Raw genomic sequence first — 19982 nt, forward strand, 5'->3', positions numbered from 1 at the left:
GATTATGAACAAAAGTAGCTCAACCGAGCGCGGTTGCCGCCCCCTTGAACACCAATCCAGCCCCAAGGGCCACCACCACGAACGCGGATCCGATCGGCGTGGTCCGCCGGAGCAGGGCCGCGGTCCGGCCGCCCGACCAGCGGGCGCCGTTCTCGATGGCCTTGGAGACCCGGCTGCCCACTTTGACCACGGCGAACCCGGCCGCCGTGAGGGTGAGCGCGAGTCCCGCCCCGAAGGCCAGCACGAGCAGCAGTCCGAACCACGCCTTGCCGAGCGCCGCGGCGCCGACGAGCACGACGACGGCGGACGGGCTGGGGACGAGGCCGCCGGCGAAGCCGAGGAGAAGGGTGTCCTTGAGCCTGAGAGAAGAGGAGTGGGAGTGGGTGTGCGGATGGGGGTGGGTGTGCGGGTGCGGGTGCGGGTGGTGGTGTCCGTCGTCGTGGGTGTGGGGAGCGTCGTGGGTGTGCGAGCCGGTGTGGGCGTGCGTCCGCTCGTCACCGTGTTCGTGGTCGCCTCCGGGCGCGTGGGTCCCCTTGTGGCCGCCCTCGTGACCCTGCGCGTGCGCGAGAGCGAGGACAGGGCTGGGGCTGTGGGCGTGTGAGTGCCCCTGGGAATGACCGTGGGGCCCGTGCGAGTGGCCGTGGCCGTGGGAGTGGCTGTGCCCGTGGTCGCGCCGGCGCCAGGCCCGTCGTACGAGGACCGCGCCGGCCACCGTGACGATGACACCGCTCGTGACGCCCAGCCAGGCGATCACCGAGGGCGCGGCGGCCGAACCGGCCGTCACGAGGACGCCGAGGGCGATCACGCCGAGCGTGTGGGTGACGGTGACGGACATGGCGAGCGGCATGACGTCGCGCATGGTGGCATCGCCGCGGGCCGCGGCGGTGGCGGCCATGATCGTCTTGCCGTGGCCCGGCGCCAGGGCGTGCATCGCGCCGAGCAGCACGGCGATGCCCAGGGCCAGCGCGGCGAAGCCCAGCGTCAGGTCCTGGCGGGACACCAGGTCGTCCAGCGCGCGCGTGAAGCGGTCGGCGCCGCGCGGCAGGATGGAGGAAGCGGGAGCGTCGGAACTCTCCTCGACGAGTGCGGGCCCGCCGGGGCGGACGCGCAGCGAAGCCGTCGCCGTGTCCGCCGGTGACGACAGCAACTCCTCCGGATACGCGGTCAGTTCACTCGAGATGGACTTCTTCGGCACGTCCGAGGAGGTGAGCGTCGTCCGGTCGCCGCGGGCCGTGACCTCACGCCATCCCGGGCCGTCGTCCACGGAGGCACGGAAGCGCACGGACGTGCTCGCCTTCGGCAGCGCGGCAGACCAACGGCACTCCACCCGCAGGGTCTTGAGTCCCGCCTGTCCGGGCCGCACCCGGGCACGGCTCTCGCCGACGGTCAGCGCGCGGGCCTTGCCGTCGACGCTCACCCGGCTCTTCCCCGCCGCCGTCTCGCACCGCTCGCGGGCCCAACTCGCCATGCCCGCCTTGTCGATGTCGGGCTGGGCCTGGGTCGCCGGGATCTCCGCCAGGTCCTCCACATGGAGAACCCGCAGCTTCCCGGGAGCGACGGCCAGACCGTCGTACCGGTTGACGGTGAAGTTCCCGAGCGGATGCGCCGCGGCCGTCCCGGCAGGAACCAGCACGAGCGCGCAGGCCGCCACGAGAACGGCCACGCAGGACGCGTACGCCCGGCGGCGCACGGACACCGTCCGGGCGAGCCGGGACCGGAGGCCGCCCGCGGCGGAGGCGTTCATTCGGCACCGTCCAGCGCCGTCAGCGTCTTCTTGGCCGCCTTCGCGCCGACCGGGGAGAAGCCGGGGTTCAGCTTCAGGGCCGACGACAGGCTGTCGCGGGCCTCCTTCCTGTGACCCGTGGCGCGTTCGATCACGCCGCGGTGGTAGAGGAAGGTGGCGTCTCGGTAGCCGGTCGCGGTGGCGCGCCGGGCGTAGCGGAGGGCCTCGTCGTCACGGCCGTTGACGTGCAGGGCCCACGCCAGGGCGTCCGCGGTGTGGACGGTGTGCCGGCGTTCCCACTCGGCGCGGGCGGCGCGCAGGGCGGCCTTGCGGTCGCCGTGGTCCGCCGCCGCGAGGGCCGTGTCGAGATCGGCGTTGACGCCGTTCGCCCGGGCCAGCGCCGTCCAGGCGTTCACCAGGGCGTACTGGTCGCGGGCCTTCGCCCGGTCCTGCTCGCCGTCGCGCGCCTCGTACAGCTCACCCAGCACGACCAGCGGACCCGGCAGCGGGAAGCGGGCCACGACGTCCTCCATGCCACGGATCGCCGCCGCCCGGTCGCCGCTTGCGGCCTGCGCCCGGGCGCGGCCCTCCAGCGCCGGAAGGTAGACCTTGTCGGCGCGCAGAGCCTGCGCGTAGTACTTCAGAGCCGTCCCGTACTCGCCCTCGCGCCAGGCGAGTTGGCCGAGCGACGTCGCCACGTACGCGATGTCGCCGGGGGCCGACGCACTGGAGAGGGCCTGCTTCAGGACCCGCCGTGCCGTGGCGACGTCACCGCGCAGCTCCCGCACGTAGGCGTAGCGGGTGAAGACGGGGATGCCCGGGCGGCGGGTGTCGGCCTGGTCGGCGGCCTTGGACGCGTCCTCGTAGCGGCCGAGTTCGACGAGGGCGTCGATACGGGTCGACAGCGCCCGCTCGTTGAAGGCGTTCTCGTCGAGGGCCTTCTCCGCGTACCGCAGTGCGCCCGGGAAGTCGTGGCGGGCCGCGGCCAGCGCCGAACGGCCCGCGAGCGCCGGGTCGTTGCCGGGGCGCAGTTCGAGTGAGCGCTTCAGCGCGCGCTCCGCCTGCGGGTAGCGGGACGGATCGCCGTTGGTGCGGGCCTGCTCAATGTACGCGACACCCAGCGTGGACCAGCCGTTGTAGTCCTTGGGCTGTGCCTTGAGGTGGGTCTGCAGGGCGGAGATACCGGAAGCCAGGCTCCCCGTGGCCAGCAGCTCGGGCGCGAGACCCGGCGCGGACGACACCGTACGCATGCCGTCGTCGTCCCCGCTGCCCAGCACCACGGCCCCCGCGGTCATCGCGACGGCGAGAGCGACGGCGCAGGCCGTGAGGTGCAGCACCCGGAGCCGCCCGGACTCCCGGCGCCCCTCGGGGGCCTCCTGCCCGGCCTCCTCGGGAGCCCCGGGTGCCTCGGCCGTCGCGCCGGCGTCCTCGCCGGCCTTGTCGGCGAGATCCCTCTCCTGCGCGTCGTCGTTCCTACGCGGGGACATGCCCTCTCCTCAATCACCTTGGTGGAAGCGGTGGTTCACGTACTGGGCGGCGCGGCCCGTGCGCCGTGGGGGACGGATACGCGCGGGCCGCGCCAGTCAGGGGTGCGCGTCAGTAGGCCCGACGGCGGCTGCGCCACCACAGGACACCCGTGCCGACGAGCAGGAACCCGGCCGCGCCCGACCCCGCCGAGACGGCGATCAAAGTGGTGTCGTCCATACCGGCGACACCGCCCGTGGAGCCCGCGGGCTGCAGCGCGTCACCGAGCTGGCTGCGCACGTCGTTCGTACCCGTCGTGCCCTTGGCGAGCGGACCGCGCGAGCCGGAGGTCGGCAGCGCGACGTAGGGGAACGCCTTCTCGAACTTCTGGTCGTTCTTGTTGACCGCGTCACCCAAGTCGTTCTTGGCGCCCACGAGTTCGCCCTCGACGACCTGCAGTGCGATGTCCAGCACGTCGTCCTTCAGGCGACGGCCGTTCGGGAAGCCCGCGTTGTCACCGTCCAGCACGCCCAGACGCTTCTCCTTGGCGGCCGGCTCGATCGAGGTGTTGAGGCGCAGCATCTCCGAAGGAGTGACGTGCGGGGGCTGGTTGAGACCCTCCACGCCCTTCAGGAACACGTCGACCAGGTCGTTCCTCGGCTCCTTGGGCGCCGGGATCTTGTAGATCGCCTCGATGAGCTTCGGCAGCTCGGGGTTGGTCACGTTCTCCAGGAAGTCCGCGTCGTCCTTGGGCTCGGACGCGTTGAACTTGTCCTTGTCCTTGATCGGGTTGACGACCTCGTTCACCAGCGGCATGCCGAGGCGCGAGACCTGCCGGTACTCGCCGCTCGCGCTCTTGCGCTGCGTCGTCGACCAGACACCGATGACCGGCTGCTCGGCCGACTCCCGGATCAGGTCGGTCGGCAGCTGCAGGGCGACGGAGTTGACGTTGTATTCCTTGAGCGTGTCGTTGCCCACCTCGGACAGGTTCCCGCCGTACAGCAGGTCGAAGACACGCAGGTCGAGGAAGAACGGGTCGTCGGCCTGGCCGGCGAACGTCGTCGCCCCGCCCGGGAGTTCGTGCACGGCCTGCTGGCGGAGCTTGGCGTAGTCCGGCATCGACGCCTTGCCGACGTTCGACGGCGCGACCGGTACGTCGTCCGCGTACGTCGTCCTCTTGGCCAGGTGCTCGCCCTCGAGCTGCAGCAGCTCGATGTCATAGGTCTGCGTGATGTTGAGGTCCGGGTCGTCGAGACTCTCCACCGGACCCGTGTTGTACAGGAAGGTCTTGTCGTTCTTGACGTGCGTCTCGAACGTGTAGCGGAAGACCAGATCGCCCTGCGCGTCGCCGTTGCTGTCGATGTGCAGGTCGTACTGGGCGTCCTCGGCGAACGTGAAGAAGTTCGGCCCTCCGGCCGGTTCCTCGAACGGGATCCAGTTCGCGACCAGCGTGGTCGTGTCCGGTTTGTCGGGGCTTACGAAGGCGTACACGTCCGTGTTGTCGAACTGCGGCTGCCCCGAGATGAGCGGAGCCTCCCGGTGGCTGGAGGCGCTTGCCGTACCCGGTTGGAGCGCGGTCACGCCGACGGCCGCGAGCCCGCCGGTGGCCAGCGCACCGCAGACAAGGGTCGCAAGGCTCCTGCGTCCCACGAACCCGCTGGTGAAAGGTGTCATGCCGTCCGTCCTCTGTCCCAAAACTGTGTCCCGGCGGTGATGTCCGCGGAAGCGACCTCTCGAGTGGTCCGCTCACGCGCTCGTGCCGCGTCGGTCGGTGTTGCCTGATGCACGCCATTCGGAGCGGGTGGGCGGAAGGATTGGTTCGGGATTCACCCGCGTTTTCGAGCTGTTGATCCGTAACCCCATCCGAAGGCGTTCCTGCGCCGAATACGTGAGGATGAGTCAGGCCGTTCAAGGCCGAGAGGGGGAAACGGGTGGAGGCGGACGAACTTCTGGTGCTCGTGGCCGGAGGCGACCAGAAGGCCTTCGAGGATCTGTACGCCCTCGTGTCCGGGCCGGTGTTCGGCCTGGTACGCCGGGTGGTGCGGGACCCGGCCCAGTCGGAGGAAGTGGCGCAGGAGGTACTCCTCGAGCTCTGGCGCTCCGCCGGGCGCTACGATCCCGGCCGTGGCAGCGCACTCGCCTGGGTCCTGACCCTCGCGCACCGCAGGGCGGTCGACCGGGTCCGCAGTGCCCGCGCCGCCGGGGAGCGCGAACTGCGCATGGCCCGGCGGGCGAACGGCCCGGCCTTCGACCAGGTCGCCGAGGAGGTCGAGGCCGGCCTCGAACGTGAATGGGTGCGCCGCTGCCTGGACCGGCTCACCGCCTTACAACGACAGTCCGTCACACTCGCCTACTACGACGGCTACACGTACCGTGAAGTGGCCGAACGGCTCTCCCTGCCGCTCGGCACGGTCAAGACGCGAATGCGCGACGGACTCACGCGGTTGCGCGACTGCCTGGGAGGTGTCGCATGATCACCCTCTTCCGGCGGAGCGAACTGCACTCGCTGGCCGCCCCGTACGCCCTCGACGCCCTGGAAGCCCACGAGCACAAACGGTTCGAGAAGCACCTGAGACGATGCGACAGCTGCGCCGCCGAGGTGCGCGCCCTGCGCGAGGACGCGGTCCGCCTCGCCTGGTCCACAGCTGCCCCGCCGCCCGCCGCGATGCGCGACCGGGTCCTCATGGCCGTCCGGAACACACCCCAGGAACACGTCGCGGGGCAGGCGCCCCCGGTGCGCACCGCACAGCCGCTGCCGGGCATGCGGACCGTGCAGCCGCCGTCGCGCGCCCGTCGCTCCGGCTTCTCGCCGTTCTTCGTCCCGCTCGCCTCCACGACGGCGGCCGCCGCACTCGTCGTCGCCGCCCTCTTCGGCATGCAGGCGTCCCGTACACAGGATCAGCTGGACCAGGAGCGGGCACAGGCGAGTGAGATCGCACACGTTCTCGCCGCGCCGGACGCCCGCGCGGGCGCCGGACGGGACGCGACCGGTCACGGCATCGGCGTCGTCGCGTCCGCGTCGCAGCGCACCGCCGTGGTGACGTCGGCCGGTCTCGGTACGCCTTCGAACCAGAGGGTTCACCAACTGTGGCTCATGAGACCAGAGGGGAAACCGCGTTCTCTGGGGCTCCTCGACGGCGACACGCCCTTGATTGCCACCGGACTCAACACGGACGCGACCTCACTCGCTGTCACCGTCGAGCCGTCGGGCGGTTCTCCGCAGCCCACAACCGCACCGGTTGTCCAACTCGCCCTGGAATCGCTTGGATTCGGAGAGTAATCGTCAACGCCCTTACCGGGTAGGTGAATCCCGTGCCCGGGATACACGAGTGTGATGAGGGAGCGATAGGGTTAACCTGCCCGGGCCGGGTGCCCTCGTATGGGTGGGGAGTGACATGGAACAGATAACAGTGCGTGGCAGGGCGCGAGTCCCTGCGATCACGTGTGGAAGCAGCGCGACCAGTTCGCGCCTCGACCGTCATCTTTCGGTGATGGGTGGCCCCGCCATCCCTCAGCGCGAAGCGGCCGAGGCGACGGACCTGATGCGCGAGCTCACCGCACGTGACACCGCGCACGACCGCACCGGCAGGGGCGCGCGAGTGAGGCGGGTCTCGCTCTTCGCACCGCTGCGCCGGCTGCGCCGTTCCCTGTTCGGCGGCCGCTGACAGGCGGCCCCGGTCGCTGAAGGGCGGCCGAATCCGAGCAGGACCCCGACCCGTGCTCAGGCGGCCACACCGTCCCGGCGCAGTGCTGCGATCTCATCGTCCGTCATCCCCACGGCACGCAGCAGCGCCTCGGTGTGCTCCCCGAGCGCGGGTACGGGCCCCATCCTCGCCGCGTCCCCGCCCGGCAGCGTGATCGGCGGCAGCAGAGCCCTCAGCGGCCCGACCGGCGACTCCACCTCCCGCCAGCGGTCCCTCGCCGCCAGCTGTGGATGTTCCGCCACTTCCCTTACGTTCCGCAGGCGTGCGCAGGCGATCCCGGCCGCCTCCAGGCGTGCCACGGCCTCGTCCGTGTCGAGACCCACCAGTGCCCGGCCGACCGACTCGTCGGTGTGCTCCCGGTGTTCGACCCGGGCCGCATTCGTCGCGTACGCCGGATCGTGCGCCAACTCCGGCCGCTTGAGTACCTGTTCGGCCAGCCGCCGCCACTCCCGGTCGTTCTGCACCGACAGCAGCACCCGCCCGCCGTCCGCCGTCGGATAGGCGTCGTACGGAGCGATGACGGCGTGCGCGAGGCCCGTGCGCGCCGGAGGAGCGCCGCCGTGCATCGTGTGGTGCAGCGGATGCCCCATCCACTCGGCCAGCGCCTCCAGCATCGACACCTCCACCGGCCCGCCGCGCCCCGTCGTACCGCGCCGCACCAGGGCCGCCAGCACCCCCGAGAACGCGTACATGGCCGCCGCGATGTCGGCCGCCGGGATCCCCGCCTTCACCGGTTGGTCAGCCGTCCCCGTCACGGACACCAGCCCCGCCTCGCACTGCACGAGCATGTCGTACGCACGCTTGCCGGCGTACGGGCCCGAGGCCCCGTAACCCGAGATGTCCACGGCGATCAGCCGCGGGTCGGCCGCGCACAGCGTCGCCGCGTCCAGGCCGAGCCGCGCGGCGGCGCCCTGGGCGAGGTTCTGCACGAAGACGTCGGCGCCCGCCACGAGTCGGCGCACCACGTCGAGGCCGCGCGGGTCCTTGAGGTCGAGGGCGACGGACTCCTTGCCGCGGTTGCACCACACGAAGTGCGAGGCGAGACCGGCGGCCGCGGTGTCGTAACCGCGCGCGAAGTCGCCGCCGTCGAGACGCTCGACCTTGATGACGCGGGCCCCGAGGTCGGCGAGTTGCCGGGTGGCGAAGGGCGCGGCGACGGCCTGCTCGACGGCGACGACGGTGATGCCCTCGAGGGGCAGGGGAAGCGGCTCCATGCGGGGGATCATGTCCCGTGCGCAGGGGCTTTGTCATGCAGGGAGCCCGGTCCTCGGCTCAGCGGCGGCCGTGGGCGTACCGGCGGACGGCGAGCGGCATGAACACCGCGATGAGGACCGCGCACCAGGCCAGCGAACCCGCGACGGGGTGCGTCACCGGCCAGGCGCCGTCGGACGGTACCGGCGCGTTGCCGAACAGGTCCCGCAGGGCCGTGGACACCGCGCTGATCGGGTTCCACTCGGCGAGCGTGCGCAGCCATTGGGGCAGGTTGTCCGTCGGGATGTACGCGTTCGACAGCAGCGGCAGGATGAACGTCGCGCCGCCGAGCTGACCGGCCGCCTCCTCGCTCTGCGAGAGGAGCCCCAGCAGGATCCCGATCCACGTGGTCGCGAACCGGAAGAGCAGCAGCAGCCCCACGGCACCCGCCGCGGCCGGCGCGGAACCCTCCACCCGCCACCCCACCGCGAGCCCCACGAGCAGGAACGGCACCAGGCCCGCGGCCGTGACGACCAGGTCGGCCGCCGCCTGCCCGAGCGGTACCGCCGCCCTGCTCATCGGCAGCGTACGGAAGCGGTCCGTGACGCCCCGGTGCGAGTCCTGCGCCGCCTGGAACATGCCGGTCATGATGCCGTTGGCGGCCGTCGCGACCAGCAACCCCGGTACCAGGAAGGCCCGGTACTCCTCGCCGGGCATCGCCAGCGCGCTGCCGAAGACGTAGCCGAAGAACAGCAGCATGGTGATCGGCATGGTCTGGGTGAGGATCAGCAGGCCCGGGTTGTGCCGGATCAGCCGCAGCTGGCGGCCCAGCATCGCCGTTCCGTCGTACGCCAACGTGCTCATGTCACAAGCTCCTTGTGGTCGGTCCGGCCGTCGGTCCGGCCGTCGGTCCGGCCTGCGGTCACGCCTTCGGTCAGGCGGAGGAAGACGTCGTCGAGCGTCGGCGGGCGCAGGCTCACGTCGAGCAACGGCACTCCGGCGGCGTCGAGTTCGCGCACGAGTCGGGGGAGGGTGAGCGTCGGGTCGGTGGTGACCACGCCGACGGCCCGCCGCTCCTGGTCGAAGTCCGGTGCGGAGCCGGACAGTTGGTCCAGCACGGCCGCCGCGCCGGCCATCGCGTCCGGGTGGGCGACGACCGCCTCCGCGTACGAGCCGATGAGCGCCTTGAGTTCCGCGGGCGTCCCCGAGTGCGCGGCTCGGCCCCGGTCCACGAGCACGATGTCGTCGGCGAGCTGGTCCGCCTCCTCCAGGTACTGGGTGGTGAGCAGGACGGTCGTGCCCTCGGACTTCAGGGCCCGCACGGTCTCCCAGATCTGGTTGCGGCTGTGCGGGTCGAGTCCCGTCGTCGGCTCGTCGAGGAACAGCACCGCGGGCCGGGTGATCAGGCTCGCGGCCAGGTCCAGGCGGCGTCGCATGCCGCCGGAGTAGGTCGAGGCGGGGCGGTGCGCCGCGTCGGTGAGCTCGAAGCGGTCGAGCAGTTCCTCGGCCCGGCCGGCCGCCCTCGGCAGGCGGCGAAGCCTCGCGAACAGCCGCAGGTTCTCCCGCCCCGTGAGGTCGCCGTCGACCGAGGCGTACTGCCCGGTGACGCCGATCGCGCGGCGCACGGCGTCCGGTTCGCGGACGAGATCGTGCCCCGCGACCCGGGCGGAACCGGCGTCGGGCCGCAGCAGGGTGGTGAGGAGCCGGACCGCCGTTGTCTTTCCCGCGCCGTTGGAGCCCAGCAGCCCGCAGACGGTTCCCTCGGCCACCGCGAGATCCAGCCCCCGAAGGGCGTGGACCTCCCCGAAGCGCTTCTCCAGACCCTCACTAAGTACACCGTACGTAGTAGTCATGGGTTGACCATAGCGCATTACGTACGCTGTACGTAACTAGGATGGTGTCGACAGGTTTCTCCGACGGCAGGGCTGGCGACACCGATGGCAGGACGTGCCGACGTACCCGAAGTGATCTGGGCCCGACCCGAGCGCACGGGGCGCGGGCCGCGGCCCGCGTTCAGCCGGGCCGACGTCGCGGCCGCCGCGGTGCGGATCGCGGACGCGCAGGGGCTGGACGCCGTCTCGATGCGGCACGTCGCGGCCGAGCTGGGCTGCGGCACGATGTCGCTCTACAACTACGTGCCGCGCAAGGAAAACCTGTACGAGCTGATGGTCGACGCCGTCAGCGCCGAGCACGAGCTGTGGGAGCCCGCGGGGGACTGGCGTGCCGACATGCTCCGGGTCGCCCATCAGACGCGCGCCCTCATGCACCGGCACACCTGGCTGCCGGCCCTGATGTCGCCGGTGTACGGCTTCAGCCCCAGCGCCCTGCGTTATCTGGAGCACTGCCTGGCCTGCCTGGACTCCTTCGAGGGGACGTACGGCACGAAGTTCGAGCTGATCGCGATGCTCAACGGGGTCGTGACGACGTACGTCGGCAACGAGCTGGCCACGGCGGAGCGGGTGCGGGCGCTGCCGTGGTCCGAGGAGCAGGAGAACGCCGTGCGCGGCGCCTACCTGGGCGGGCAGGTCGCCACCGGGGCGTATCCGCGGATGGCGGCGGCGTTCATGGAGGCCGCGGGGCCGATCGATCTGGAGGCGGTGTTCGAGCGGGCGTTGGTTCGGGTGCTGGACGGGTTCGACCCGGTGCGGTGAATTTCTGGCCGGGCGGGGGTGAGGGCGAGGTTGAGTTGGAGCTGTGGGCCGGTGGGGGATGGTCGCGCAGTTCCCCGCGCCCCCGAAGCAAGTGGGCTCGCGTCCTCGCCCCGCGTCCCCACGTTGTGTCAGAGCAGGGTGAACTGGCCCTCCGGGCCCTCTTCGTGGTGGTCCAGGACCGAGGCCGGTCTGCGGGACGTGTCCGAGGGCGGCAGGATGCCCGTCTTCCGCAGGTCGGTCGCGGTGATCGGGGTGCCTGGCGTCAACTCGGCCTGCTGGGGACGTAGTTCGGCGAGCAGGGACAGGGCCGTGATGACCTCCAGCAGCTCGGACGTCCAGGCCTGGGGCCAGGTTGCCGGGCGGATCGCCTCCAGTGTGCCGGGCTCCGGCACGCTGGTCCGGCCGGCGAACCACTGGTCCAGGACGCGGACGCCACCGACCTCGAAGTCCCAGGCGGCGGGCGGTACGGGGGAGATGCGGCCCTCGTCGAGGTGGAGGGCCTCCTCGTCGCGGTCGTAGCGGAGTTCGACGGGCCGGGAGGGGAGCGGGGCCCGTACGTACGGGCGGCGGCCACCGGGAAGCCTGGGACGCTCGCCGTCGCGGCGCATCAGCCGCAGCATGCGGTGGCCCAACCCGGTCCCGTGCGACCAGAGTTCCGGATCGGCCGTGAGCGGGACGGCGCACCCGCGGGGACCGGGGCGGGCGACCGCGACCGTCCAGGCGAGGACGTCGAGGGGGGTGGGGGAGTGGTCGAGGCGCTCGGCCAGGAGGTCCAGCAGTCCCGGCGCCAGGTTGGGTTCACGGCCGCCGGGGCGCCGGTACAGGGGCCGGACCCGGCCGGGCCGGGCGACGGGCAGGGACTTCGGGTGCGGCGGGACCACCGGAAGGACCGACGCGATCAGGAGGGGCGGCGCGTCGGGGGCGGGGGTCTGCTCCACGGCGAACAGCTGCTCCTCGTCCGCCACGCGCCACAACTCCGGCCGCGCCGCGTCGATCAGCCGGTGGTCGGGGATCAGCCACTGTTCGTCGAACGGCCCGTGCAGGACCCGGACGGGCTCCGCACACCGGCCGGACGCCCGCGCCAGCCGGCCCGTTCCGGAGGGCCGGCCGGGCAACTGCCCCACCGCCGAGTGCAGGGTCCGCGCGCGGGTGACGCCGAACAGCGCCTCGCGGTCGGGCCCCTCTGTCTTCACGAGGGCGTCCCACCGCGCCTTCAGGGACGCCGCGTCGGGCCCCGTCGGCCACGCCCGGCCCAGCCGGGGCGGTGCGACGGACCACGGCATGAGGTCCGCGAGCAGCGGCGCGTCGTCGTGCGTCACGCTCGGCATCGTACGACGTGGGTCATGAGCGGCGACTCCGTCCCGTCCGTCCCGCACGGTCAGTGGGCGTCGAGGGTGACCGTGAACGAGAAACGGTCGCCCCGGTAGTGGATACGGGCCACGTCCAGCGCCCGGCCGTCCTCACCGTGCACGATGCCCGTGTAGTGCAGGATCGGGCTCAGCAGCGGGACGTTGAGCAGCCGCGCGGTCTCCGGGTCGGCGAGCCGCGCCTCGACGGTGTCGGTGATCTGGCCGATCCGCGCCCCCGCGACATCCCGCAGCACCTTCGTCATGGGCCAGCGGACCAGGTCCTCGGGGTCGATCAGCGCCGCCAGTTCGGGCCGGACGTAGTTGCGCGCGTGGTTGGTCGGTTCGCCGGTCTTCTCGTCGCTGCGCAGCCGGTGGTACGTCGCCACCTCCGTCAGGTCCGGGAAGTGCTCGGAGAGCTCGGCCGACACGGGCTCGCTTCCGTGGTCCAGCAGCTCCGTCGTCATGCCCGACTGCTGGGCCACGATCGCGTCGACCGAGCCGAGCAGCCGGACCGGGGCGCCCCGCGTGGCGCTCGGCTCGATGAACGTGCCGCGCCGGCGGTGGCGGGTGATGAGCCCCTCGTCCTCCAGCTCCTTGAGCGCCTGCCGCATGGTCAGCACGCTCACCCCGTAGTGCTCCGCCAGCCGTTCCTCGGTGGGCAGGCGCAGCGGATCCTGCGGCGACCGGCCGAGTATGGAGGCGCGCAGGGACTGCGACACCTGATACCAGAGCGGCAGCTTGCGGTTCAGGACGATCGAGTCCGGGGCGAAGGAGGTCACGAGGGTATCCGTACCGTTCGTGGGCGTTCGGTGCAACGGGCGGTCATGAGCGGCCGCCGGCCGTCACGGCCGGCCGTCCGGCCGGAAGTGGCGCTGCAGACCCTGCCACACGTCGTCGTACCCGCGCTGCAGATGCTCCGCCCGGGCGGCCTGTGCGGTCGCGGTGACCGGCCAGCGCGTCTCGAACATGAAGGCCAGACCGTCGTCGACCCTCTGCGGCCGCAGCTCGGCGGCGCTCGCCCGGTCGAACGTCTCCCGGTCGGGACCGTGCGCCGACATCATGTTGTGCAGCGAACCCCCGCCCGGCACGAAGCCCTCCGCCTTCGCGTCGTAGGCGCCCTCGACGAGCCCCATGTACTCGCTCATCACGTTCCGGTGGAAGTAGGGCGGCCGGAAGGTGTCCTCGCCCACCAGCCAGCGCGGCGCGAAGACCACGAAGTCGACCCCGGCCAGACCCGGCGTGTCGGACGGCGACGTCAGCACGGTGAAGATCGACGGGTCGGGATGGTCGTAGCTGATGGTGCCGATCACGTTGAAGAGGCGCAGATCGTAGGCGTACGGCACATGGTTGCCGTGCCAGGCGACGACGTCCAGCGGCGAGTGGTCGTACATCGCCGTCCAGAGGTTGCCGCAGAACTTGTTGACCACCTCCACCGGTCCCGCCGTCTCCGTGTCGTCCTCGTACGCGGCGACCGGGGCCCGGAAGTCCCGGGGGTTGGCGAGGCCGTTGGCGCCGATCGGTCCGAGGTCGGGGAGCTGGAAGGGCGCCCCGTAGTTCTCGCACACATAGCCCCGGGCGGACGGGCTGCGCCTGCCGTCGGCTGCGGTGTCGAGCAGCTCCACACGGAAGCGCACCCCACGAGGAATCAACGCCACGTGTCCCGGCTCCACATGCAGCAGGCCGAACTCGGTGCGCAGCAGCAGCGCGCCCCGCTCCGGCACGATCAGCAGCTCGCCGTCCGCGTCGCTGAACACCCGCTCCATCGAGACGTCGGCGTGATAGAGGTGCACCGCCATGCCGGTGCGCTGGGTGGCGTCGCCGTTGCCGCCGAGAGTCCACAGGCCCGCCAGGAAGTCGGTGCCCGGGGCGGGCTCGGGCATGGGGTTCCAGCGCAGCCGGTTCGGGTCCGGCACCGTCTCCGTGAAGGGAGCCGTGCGCAGCGTGCCGTTGTCGGTGCGGGTGAACGCGGGGTGCGCGGCCGACGGACGGATCCGGTACAGCCACGAGCGGCGGTTGTGCGCCCGCGGCTCGGTGAACGCCGAGCCGCTCAGCTGCTCCGCGTACAGCCCGAGCGGGACCCGCTGCGGCGAGTTGCGGCCGAGCGGGAGCGCACCCGGCACCGCCTCCGAACTGTGTTCGTTGCCGAACCCCGAGAGATACGTCAGCGCCTCGGCGGTCTTCCGCAGTGCCTCGGCGCCGTTGCGCGCGTCCCCGCTCATGATCGCTCCCTCGTTCCCGATTCCTATGTATCACCGTAGGATTCGCGGAATCGGTGCGCAAGAGGGAATCCGGCGCCCGGAGGAGGCCGCACGCCCCCGGCGGGACCGTGGTAGTACCCAGAACCCGACTCAAGGGGGATTCGGCTGTCGGAGAGCTGTTCTAATCTCCCCGCATGTCGTGGACGCGTGTACTACTCACCGCGCTCGCGGTCTGTGCCCTGCTCGGCGCCCTGCTCGCCGGAGCGACCGGCTGCGGATCCGGCGACGCGCAGGAGGACGACGAGGTGAGGCCCTCACCGGTGGGCGAGGTGCTGGAGGACACGGACGAGGAGGGGCGGCACTACCGTGAGGTCGACGAGAAGAGCGCGCCCCGGGTCGAGGTCGAGATACAGCCCGCCGCCGACGACGGCTGGGACGTCCGGCTGACCGTCCGCGACTTCAGTTTCTCGCCCGCCGGTACGCGCAAGGCGGCCGAGCAGGGCCGCGGCTACGCCCTGCTCCGGCTGGACGGCCGCCCCCTGTCCCAGCTCCGCGGCCCGGTCCACCATCTCTCCGGCGGGGTCGTTTCGCGCGGCACCCACCAGGTGACCGTGCGCCTGCACGCCGACGACGACACGGTGTGGGCCGTCGACGGAGAGCCCGTCGGCAGTACGGCGGACATCACGGTGTCCGACCCGGGCCCCACGCACGAGGAGCGGACGGCGACCGGCCCGCCCGCACGGGCCTCCACGGCCACCGGCCCGCAGCCGTCGCCCCCGGCGGCCGCCGGTTCGGGGCCCCCGCGCTCCGAGGCCGCCCAGCCCCCGGCCTCCGTGACCACCGGACCGACGCCCGCGAGGCGCGGCACGGACGCCGGACGGCGAGCGGCCCGGACACCGAAGGATGAGTGGTACGGACACCGACTTCGTACCCGGGGGCAAGGTTCACCGGACCTCGGCGGAAAGGCATCATGAAGCCCGTGCCCCACGCGACCTCGCTGCGCCGCGCGCCCGTCCAGCGCCGGAGCGCCGAAAGACTCACCCGTATCCTCGACGCCTGCGCCGACCTCCTGGACGAGGTCGGCTACGACGCCCTGAGCACCCGCGCGGTCGCCCTGCGCGCCGGTGTGCCCATAGGGTCCGTCTACCGGTTCTTCGGCAACAAGCGGGCCATGGCCGACGCGCTCGCCCAGCGCAACCTCGACGTCTACACCGAGCGCGTCACCCGTCGCCTCCAGGAGACCGGCGGCGGGGCCGGCTGGCGCGCGGCCATGGACGCGGTCCTCGACGAGTACCTCGCCATGAAGCGCACGGCGCCCGGGTTCTCCCTCGTCGACTTCGGCAACCAGATCCCCGTCGGCACCCGTGACGCCGAACCCAACACGCGCGTCGCCGACCGCCTCACCGACATGCTCTCCGTCCATCTCGACCGCGCCCCCGACGACGACCTCCGCCGCACCTTCCTCATCGCCGTCGAAGCGGCCGACACCCTCGTCCAGCTCGCCTTCCGCCTCAGCCCGGCGGGCGACGAGCGGGTCGTCGAGGAGACCCGGCAGCTGCTCCGGGCGTACCTCTCGCGCTCGCTCGACTGATCCGCGCGACGTACGGTCGGCCCGCCGGGCACGGGGGCGGGCGAAGAGGGCGGCAGGCCTTCGCGGTCGCGCGGCCCGCGAATTTCCGACGTGACCCCCGTCGGCCCCCTCCCCACCGTTCATACCGGTCGGTATGCTCGGTCGGGTCAGTGCGTCACCGTCGCCGCCACCCCTCCGGGAGGACCCCGTGTCCAGCACCACCGACTCCCGCACAGCCCTGCGCATCTGCCCCCTCTGCGAGGCCACCTGCGGGCTGACGCTCACCATCGAGGGGACCAGGGTGACGAGCGCGCGCGGAGACCGCGACGACGTGTTCAGTCAGGGCTTCATCTGCCCGAAGGGTGCCTCGTTCGGGGCCGCCGACGGCGACCCGGACCGACTGCGCACCCCGCTCGTGCGCAAGGACGGCGAACTGCGCGAGGCCACCTGGGAGGAGGCCTTCGACGCGGTCGCCGCCGGACTGCGGCCGGTCGTCGAACGGCACGGGCCGCACGCCGTCGGCGTCGTCCTCGGCAACCCGAACGTGCACACCATGGCAGGCGCCCTCTACCCGACCGTCCTGCTCGCCGGACTCGGCACCCACAGCCTCTTCACCGCGTCCACCGTCGACCAGATGCCCAAGCACGTCTCCAGCGGCCTCCTCTACGGAGACGCCAACGCGATCCCCGTACCCGACCTCGACCGCACCGACCACCTGCTGCTGATCGGCGCCAACCCCCTGGAGTCCAACGGCAGTCTGTGCACCGCGCCCGACTTCCCCGGGAAACTCAAGGCCCTCAGGGCGCGCGGCGGCACCCTCACGGTCATCGACCCCCGCCGCACCCGCACCGCGCGGCTCGCCGACCGGCACATCGCCATCCGCCCCGGCACCGACGCGCTGCTCCTCGCGGCGATGGCGCACGTCCTCTTCGACGAGAAGCTCACCGACCTCGGCGATCTCCGCGACCTGGTGCAAGGACTCGACGAACTCGCCGACGCCGTCCGGGACTTCACGCCCGAGGCAGCCGCCGGGGCCTGCGACGTCGACGCCGACACCATCCGGGCGCTCGCCCGCGAACTGGCCGCCGCGCCCACCGCCGCCGTCTACGGCCGCATCGGCAGCTGCACCGTCGAGCACGGCACCCTGGCCAGCTGGCTCGTCGACATCCTGAACATCGTCACCGGCAACCTCGACCGCCCCGGCGGCGCCCTCTTCCCGCAGGCCGCCACCGACCGGACACCCCGCCCCGCCGGCCCCGGCCGCGGCTTCGCGCTCGGCCGCTGGCACAGCCGGGTCGGCCGTCACCCGGAGGCCAAGGGCGAACTGCCGATCGCCGCCCTCGCCGAGGAGATCGACACCGCGACCGCCGAGGGCGAGCCGGTCCGCGCCCTCATCGTCGTCGCCGCCAACCCCGTCCTGTCCACGCCCGACGGCGACCGCCTCGACAGGGCCCTCGACTCGCTCGACTTCATGGTCAGCGTCGACCCGTACCTGAACGAGACCTCGCGCCACGCCCACGTCGTCCTGCCGCCGCCCCCGCCGTCGCAGAGCCCGCACCACGACTTCGCCTTCAACACGCTCGCCGTGCGCAACCAGGTCCGCTACACCCGGGCCGCGGTCCCCCTGGAAGCGGGCAGGATGGCCGAGACGGAGATCCTCGCCCGGCTCGTCCTCGCCGCGACCGGCATGCACGGCGCCGACCCCTCCGCAGTCGACACCCTGGTCATCGACCAGACCCTCGGCAAGGCCGTCAGGGAACAGCACTCCCCGGTGCACGGCCGCGAACCCCAGGAACTCGCCGCCGCCCTCACCGGAGAGACCGGCCCCGAGCGGCGCCTCGACATGATGCTGCGGCTCGGCCCGTACGGCGACGGCTTCGGCGTACGCCCCGAAGGTCTGACCCTGGAGAAGCTGCTCGACCAGCCCCACGGCATCGACCTCGGCCCCCTCCAGCCGCGCCTCCCGCAGCCCCTCAAGACCCGCAGCGGGCTCGTGGAGCTCCTCCCGCGGCCGCTCGCCGACGATCTCCCGCGCCTGCGCGACGCGCTGCGCCGGCGCCCCGAGGGCCTCGTCCTCGTCGGCCGCCGCCACCTGCGCTCCAACAACAGCTGGATGCACAACATCCCCGCCCTCACCGGCGGCACCAACCGCTGCACCCTGCACATCCACCCCGAGGACGCCGAACGCCTCGGCGTCACCGACGGCGCGCCGGTGCGGGTGAAGGGCGCCGGGGGAGAGGTCGTGGCCCCGGCCGAGATCACCGACTCCGTACGACGCGGCGTCGTGAGCCTGCCGCACGGCTGGGGACACGACCGTCCCGGCACCCGGCTGACCCACGCCGCCACGGAACCCGGCGTCAACGTCAACCAGCTCCTGGACGGCAGCCTGCTCGACCCGCTGTCCGGCACAGCAGTGCTCAATGGCGTGCCCATCGATATCGCGCCAACAGGCACAACGCTGTGACCAGGAGTTTTGCGCTTATTGCTCTCGTGTCAACATCTTGTTAAGACTTGTGGGCTCGCCCTAACGTCACTCGAACCGCCGGCCCTGGTGGGAGTTCAAGGGCGAACGTTAGGTATCCACTCATGCTGACCATCCTCGGCTTCACCATGATCGCGACCTTCCTGGTCCTGATCATGATGAAGAAGATGTCGCCGATCGCGGCGCTCGTACTGATCCCGGCACTCTTCTGCGTGTTCGTCGGAAAGGGCGCGCATCTCGGCGACTACGTCATCGAAGGGGTGGGCAACCTCGCGCCCACCGCCGCGATGCTGATGTTCGCCATCGTGTACTTCGGCGTCATGATCGACGTCGGCCTCTTCGACCCGATCGTCCGAGGCATCCTCAAGTTCTGCAAGGCCGACCCGCTGCGCATCGTCGTCGGCACGGCCCTGCTCGCGGCGATCGTCTCCCTGGACGGCGACGGTTCGACCACCTTCATGATCACGGTCTCGGCGATGTACCCGCTGTACAAGCGCCTCAAGATGAGCCTCGTGGTGATGACCGGTGTCGCCGCCACCGCCAACGGCGTGATGAACACCCTGCCCTGGGGCGGCCCGACCGCACGCGCCGCCACCGCGCTCAAGCTCGACGCCGGCGACATCTTCGTCCCGATGATCCCGGCGCTCGCCGTCGGCCTGGTCGCCGTGATCGCCCTCTCGTACGTCCTCGGCCTGCGCGAGCGCAAGCGGCTCGGTGTGCTGAGCCTCGCCGACGTGCTGGAGAAGGAGAAGCAGGAGACCGAGACCCCGGGGACGACCGAGGTCACCGAGACCGAGACGGTGCTCGTCGGCGCCGGCGCCACCGCCTCCGGCGGCCCGGGCGACGGCAAGGTGCGCTTCACCAAGACCACCGGCGGCGCGGGCTCCGGCACCGACGCCGCCGCCGCCGACGACGACGAGGAAGAGGACGACGTCCGCCTCCAGGGCCTGGACCCGAACCGTCCGACGCTGCGTCCCAAGCTGTACTGGTTCAACGCGCTGCTCACGGTGACCCTCCTCACCGCCATGATCATGGAACTGCTGCCGATCCCGGTCCTGTTCCTGCTCGGCGCCGCGCTGGCCCTGTCGGTCAACTTCCCGCACATCCCCGACCAGAGGGCCCGGCTCGCCGCCCACGCCGACAACGTCCTGAACGTCTCCGGCATGGTCTTCGCCGCCGCCGTCTTCACCGGCGTCCTCCAGGGCACGGGCATGGTCGACTCCATGGCCAAGTGGCTCGTCGACGGCATCCCGGACGGCATGGGCCCGCACATGGCCATCGTCACCGGCGTCCTGAGCCTCCCGCTCACCTACTTCATGTCGAACGACGGCTTCTACTTCGGTGTCCTGCCGGTCCTCGCCGAGGCCGGTGCCGCGCACGGCGTCTCCCCGCTGGAGATCGCCCGCGCCTCCCTCGTCGGCCAGCCCCTGCACATGTCGAGCCCGCTGGTCCCGGCCGTGTACGTCCTCGTCGGCATGGCCAAGGTCGAGTTCGGCGACCACACCAAGTTCGTCGTCAAGTGGGCCGCGCTCACCTCGCTGGTGGTCCTCGGCGCGGGAATCCTGTTCGGCATCATCTGACCCCCGGTGCCCGGGAGTCCGACCGGGCTCCCGGGTCCGGGCGTCCGACCTGGAGCACGGCCGGGAGGGC

Annotated in this window: 17 protein-coding genes; 8 read left to right on the forward strand and 9 right to left on the reverse strand. The window is 71.8% G+C overall.

What is annotated here, in order from left to right:
• Window positions 1–19: 19 nt before the first annotated feature.
• The 3 genes from O1Q96_RS13145 to O1Q96_RS13155 form a co-directional block, all read right to left on the reverse strand.
• A complete protein-coding gene (locus tag O1Q96_RS13145) occupies window positions 20–1744 on the reverse strand; it encodes an urease accessory protein UreH domain-containing protein (protein WP_269248350.1) in 1725 nt (574 codons plus the stop codon).
• Window positions 1741–3210, reverse strand: a complete 1470-nt coding sequence (locus O1Q96_RS13150) for a tetratricopeptide repeat protein (RefSeq protein ID WP_269248351.1) — start codon at window positions 3208–3210, stop codon at window positions 1741–1743. Before O1Q96_RS13150 ends, O1Q96_RS13145 begins: the two co-directional genes overlap by 4 nt.
• A 109-nt stretch (window positions 3211–3319) precedes the next feature.
• A complete protein-coding gene (locus O1Q96_RS13155) occupies window positions 3320–4861 on the reverse strand; it encodes a DUF4331 domain-containing protein (protein ID WP_269248352.1) in 1542 nt (513 codons plus the stop codon).
• Window positions 4862–5118: 257 nt separating this feature from the next.
• Here O1Q96_RS13155 and O1Q96_RS13160 point away from each other — a divergent pair, with 257 nt between their 5' ends.
• From O1Q96_RS13160 to O1Q96_RS13170, 3 genes are all read left to right on the forward strand, one after another.
• Complete coding sequence (locus O1Q96_RS13160; protein WP_217459331.1) at window positions 5119–5661, forward strand: sigma-70 family RNA polymerase sigma factor; 543 nt, start codon at window positions 5119–5121, stop codon at window positions 5659–5661.
• Window positions 5661–6467, forward strand: a complete 807-nt coding sequence (locus O1Q96_RS13165; protein ID WP_269253584.1) for an anti-sigma factor — start codon at window positions 5661–5663, stop codon at window positions 6465–6467. The genes O1Q96_RS13160 and O1Q96_RS13165 overlap by 1 nt, the downstream gene beginning before the upstream one ends.
• Before the next feature lie 115 nt (window positions 6468–6582).
• On the forward strand, window positions 6583–6852 hold the full coding sequence (locus O1Q96_RS13170; RefSeq protein WP_200399247.1) for a hypothetical protein: 270 nt from the start codon (window positions 6583–6585) through the stop codon (window positions 6850–6852).
• A 56-nt stretch (window positions 6853–6908) separates the two neighbouring features.
• Here O1Q96_RS13170 and O1Q96_RS13175 read toward each other — a convergent pair whose 3' ends face one another.
• Genes O1Q96_RS13175 through O1Q96_RS13185 form a run of 3 tightly spaced genes read right to left on the reverse strand, consistent with a single transcriptional unit; the run spans window position 6909 to window position 9935 of the window.
• A complete protein-coding gene (locus O1Q96_RS13175) occupies window positions 6909–8117 on the reverse strand; it encodes a CaiB/BaiF CoA transferase family protein (protein ID WP_419586816.1) in 1209 nt (402 codons plus the stop codon).
• 46 nt (window positions 8118–8163) lie between these two features.
• Entirely contained in the window at window positions 8164–8946 is a 783-nt protein-coding gene (locus O1Q96_RS13180; protein WP_269248354.1) for an ABC transporter permease, read from the reverse strand.
• A complete protein-coding gene (locus O1Q96_RS13185; RefSeq protein WP_269248355.1) occupies window positions 8943–9935 on the reverse strand; it encodes an ATP-binding cassette domain-containing protein in 993 nt (330 codons plus the stop codon). The genes O1Q96_RS13180 and O1Q96_RS13185 overlap by 4 nt, the downstream gene beginning before the upstream one ends.
• Before the next feature lie 84 nt (window positions 9936–10019).
• Between O1Q96_RS13185 and O1Q96_RS13190 the strand changes: the two genes are divergently transcribed.
• On the forward strand, window positions 10020–10733 hold the full coding sequence (locus O1Q96_RS13190) for a TetR/AcrR family transcriptional regulator C-terminal domain-containing protein (protein ID WP_269248356.1): 714 nt from the start codon (window positions 10020–10022) through the stop codon (window positions 10731–10733).
• 128 nt (window positions 10734–10861) lie between these two features.
• Here the strand turns inward: O1Q96_RS13190 and O1Q96_RS13195 are convergent, their stop codons facing one another.
• From O1Q96_RS13195 to hmgA, 3 genes are all read right to left on the reverse strand, one after another.
• Complete coding sequence (locus tag O1Q96_RS13195) at window positions 10862–12061, reverse strand: type ISP restriction/modification enzyme (protein WP_269248357.1); 1200 nt, start codon at window positions 12059–12061, stop codon at window positions 10862–10864.
• Between the two features lie 50 nt (window positions 12062–12111).
• A complete protein-coding gene (locus O1Q96_RS13200; protein ID WP_269248358.1) occupies window positions 12112–12861 on the reverse strand; it encodes a GntR family transcriptional regulator in 750 nt (249 codons plus the stop codon).
• 63 nt (window positions 12862–12924) lie between these two features.
• The gene (hmgA, locus tag O1Q96_RS13205) at window positions 12925–14301 is read right to left on the reverse strand and encodes a homogentisate 1,2-dioxygenase (protein WP_269248359.1); all 1377 of its coding nucleotides are present in this window, start codon (window positions 14299–14301) and stop codon (window positions 12925–12927) included.
• A gap of 173 nt (window positions 14302–14474) precedes the next feature.
• On the opposite strand from hmgA, the gene O1Q96_RS13210 reads away from it, so the two are divergent.
• The 4 genes from O1Q96_RS13210 to O1Q96_RS13225 all read left to right on the forward strand — a co-directional run bounded on the left by O1Q96_RS13210 (window position 14475) and on the right by O1Q96_RS13225 (window position 19912).
• Entirely contained in the window at window positions 14475–15254 is a 780-nt protein-coding gene (locus O1Q96_RS13210) for a nuclear transport factor 2 family protein (RefSeq protein ID WP_331276037.1), read from the forward strand.
• Window positions 15251–15871 carry a TetR/AcrR family transcriptional regulator gene (locus O1Q96_RS13215; protein WP_269248360.1) on the forward strand — a complete coding sequence of 207 codons (621 nt, stop codon included), beginning with the start codon at window positions 15251–15253 and terminating at the stop codon, window positions 15869–15871. The genes O1Q96_RS13210 and O1Q96_RS13215 overlap by 4 nt, the downstream gene beginning before the upstream one ends.
• Window positions 15872–16058: 187 nt before the next feature.
• Window positions 16059–18314 carry a molybdopterin oxidoreductase family protein gene (locus O1Q96_RS13220; RefSeq protein WP_269248361.1) on the forward strand — a complete coding sequence of 752 codons (2256 nt, stop codon included), beginning with the start codon at window positions 16059–16061 and terminating at the stop codon, window positions 18312–18314.
• Between the two features lie 122 nt (window positions 18315–18436).
• Complete coding sequence (locus O1Q96_RS13225) at window positions 18437–19912, forward strand: CitMHS family transporter (RefSeq protein ID WP_269248362.1); 1476 nt, start codon at window positions 18437–18439, stop codon at window positions 19910–19912.
• Window positions 19913–19982: the final 70 nt, after the last annotated feature.

Source organism: Streptomyces aurantiacus (assembly GCF_027107535.1).
Classification (GTDB): domain Bacteria; phylum Actinomycetota; class Actinomycetes; order Streptomycetales; family Streptomycetaceae; genus Streptomyces.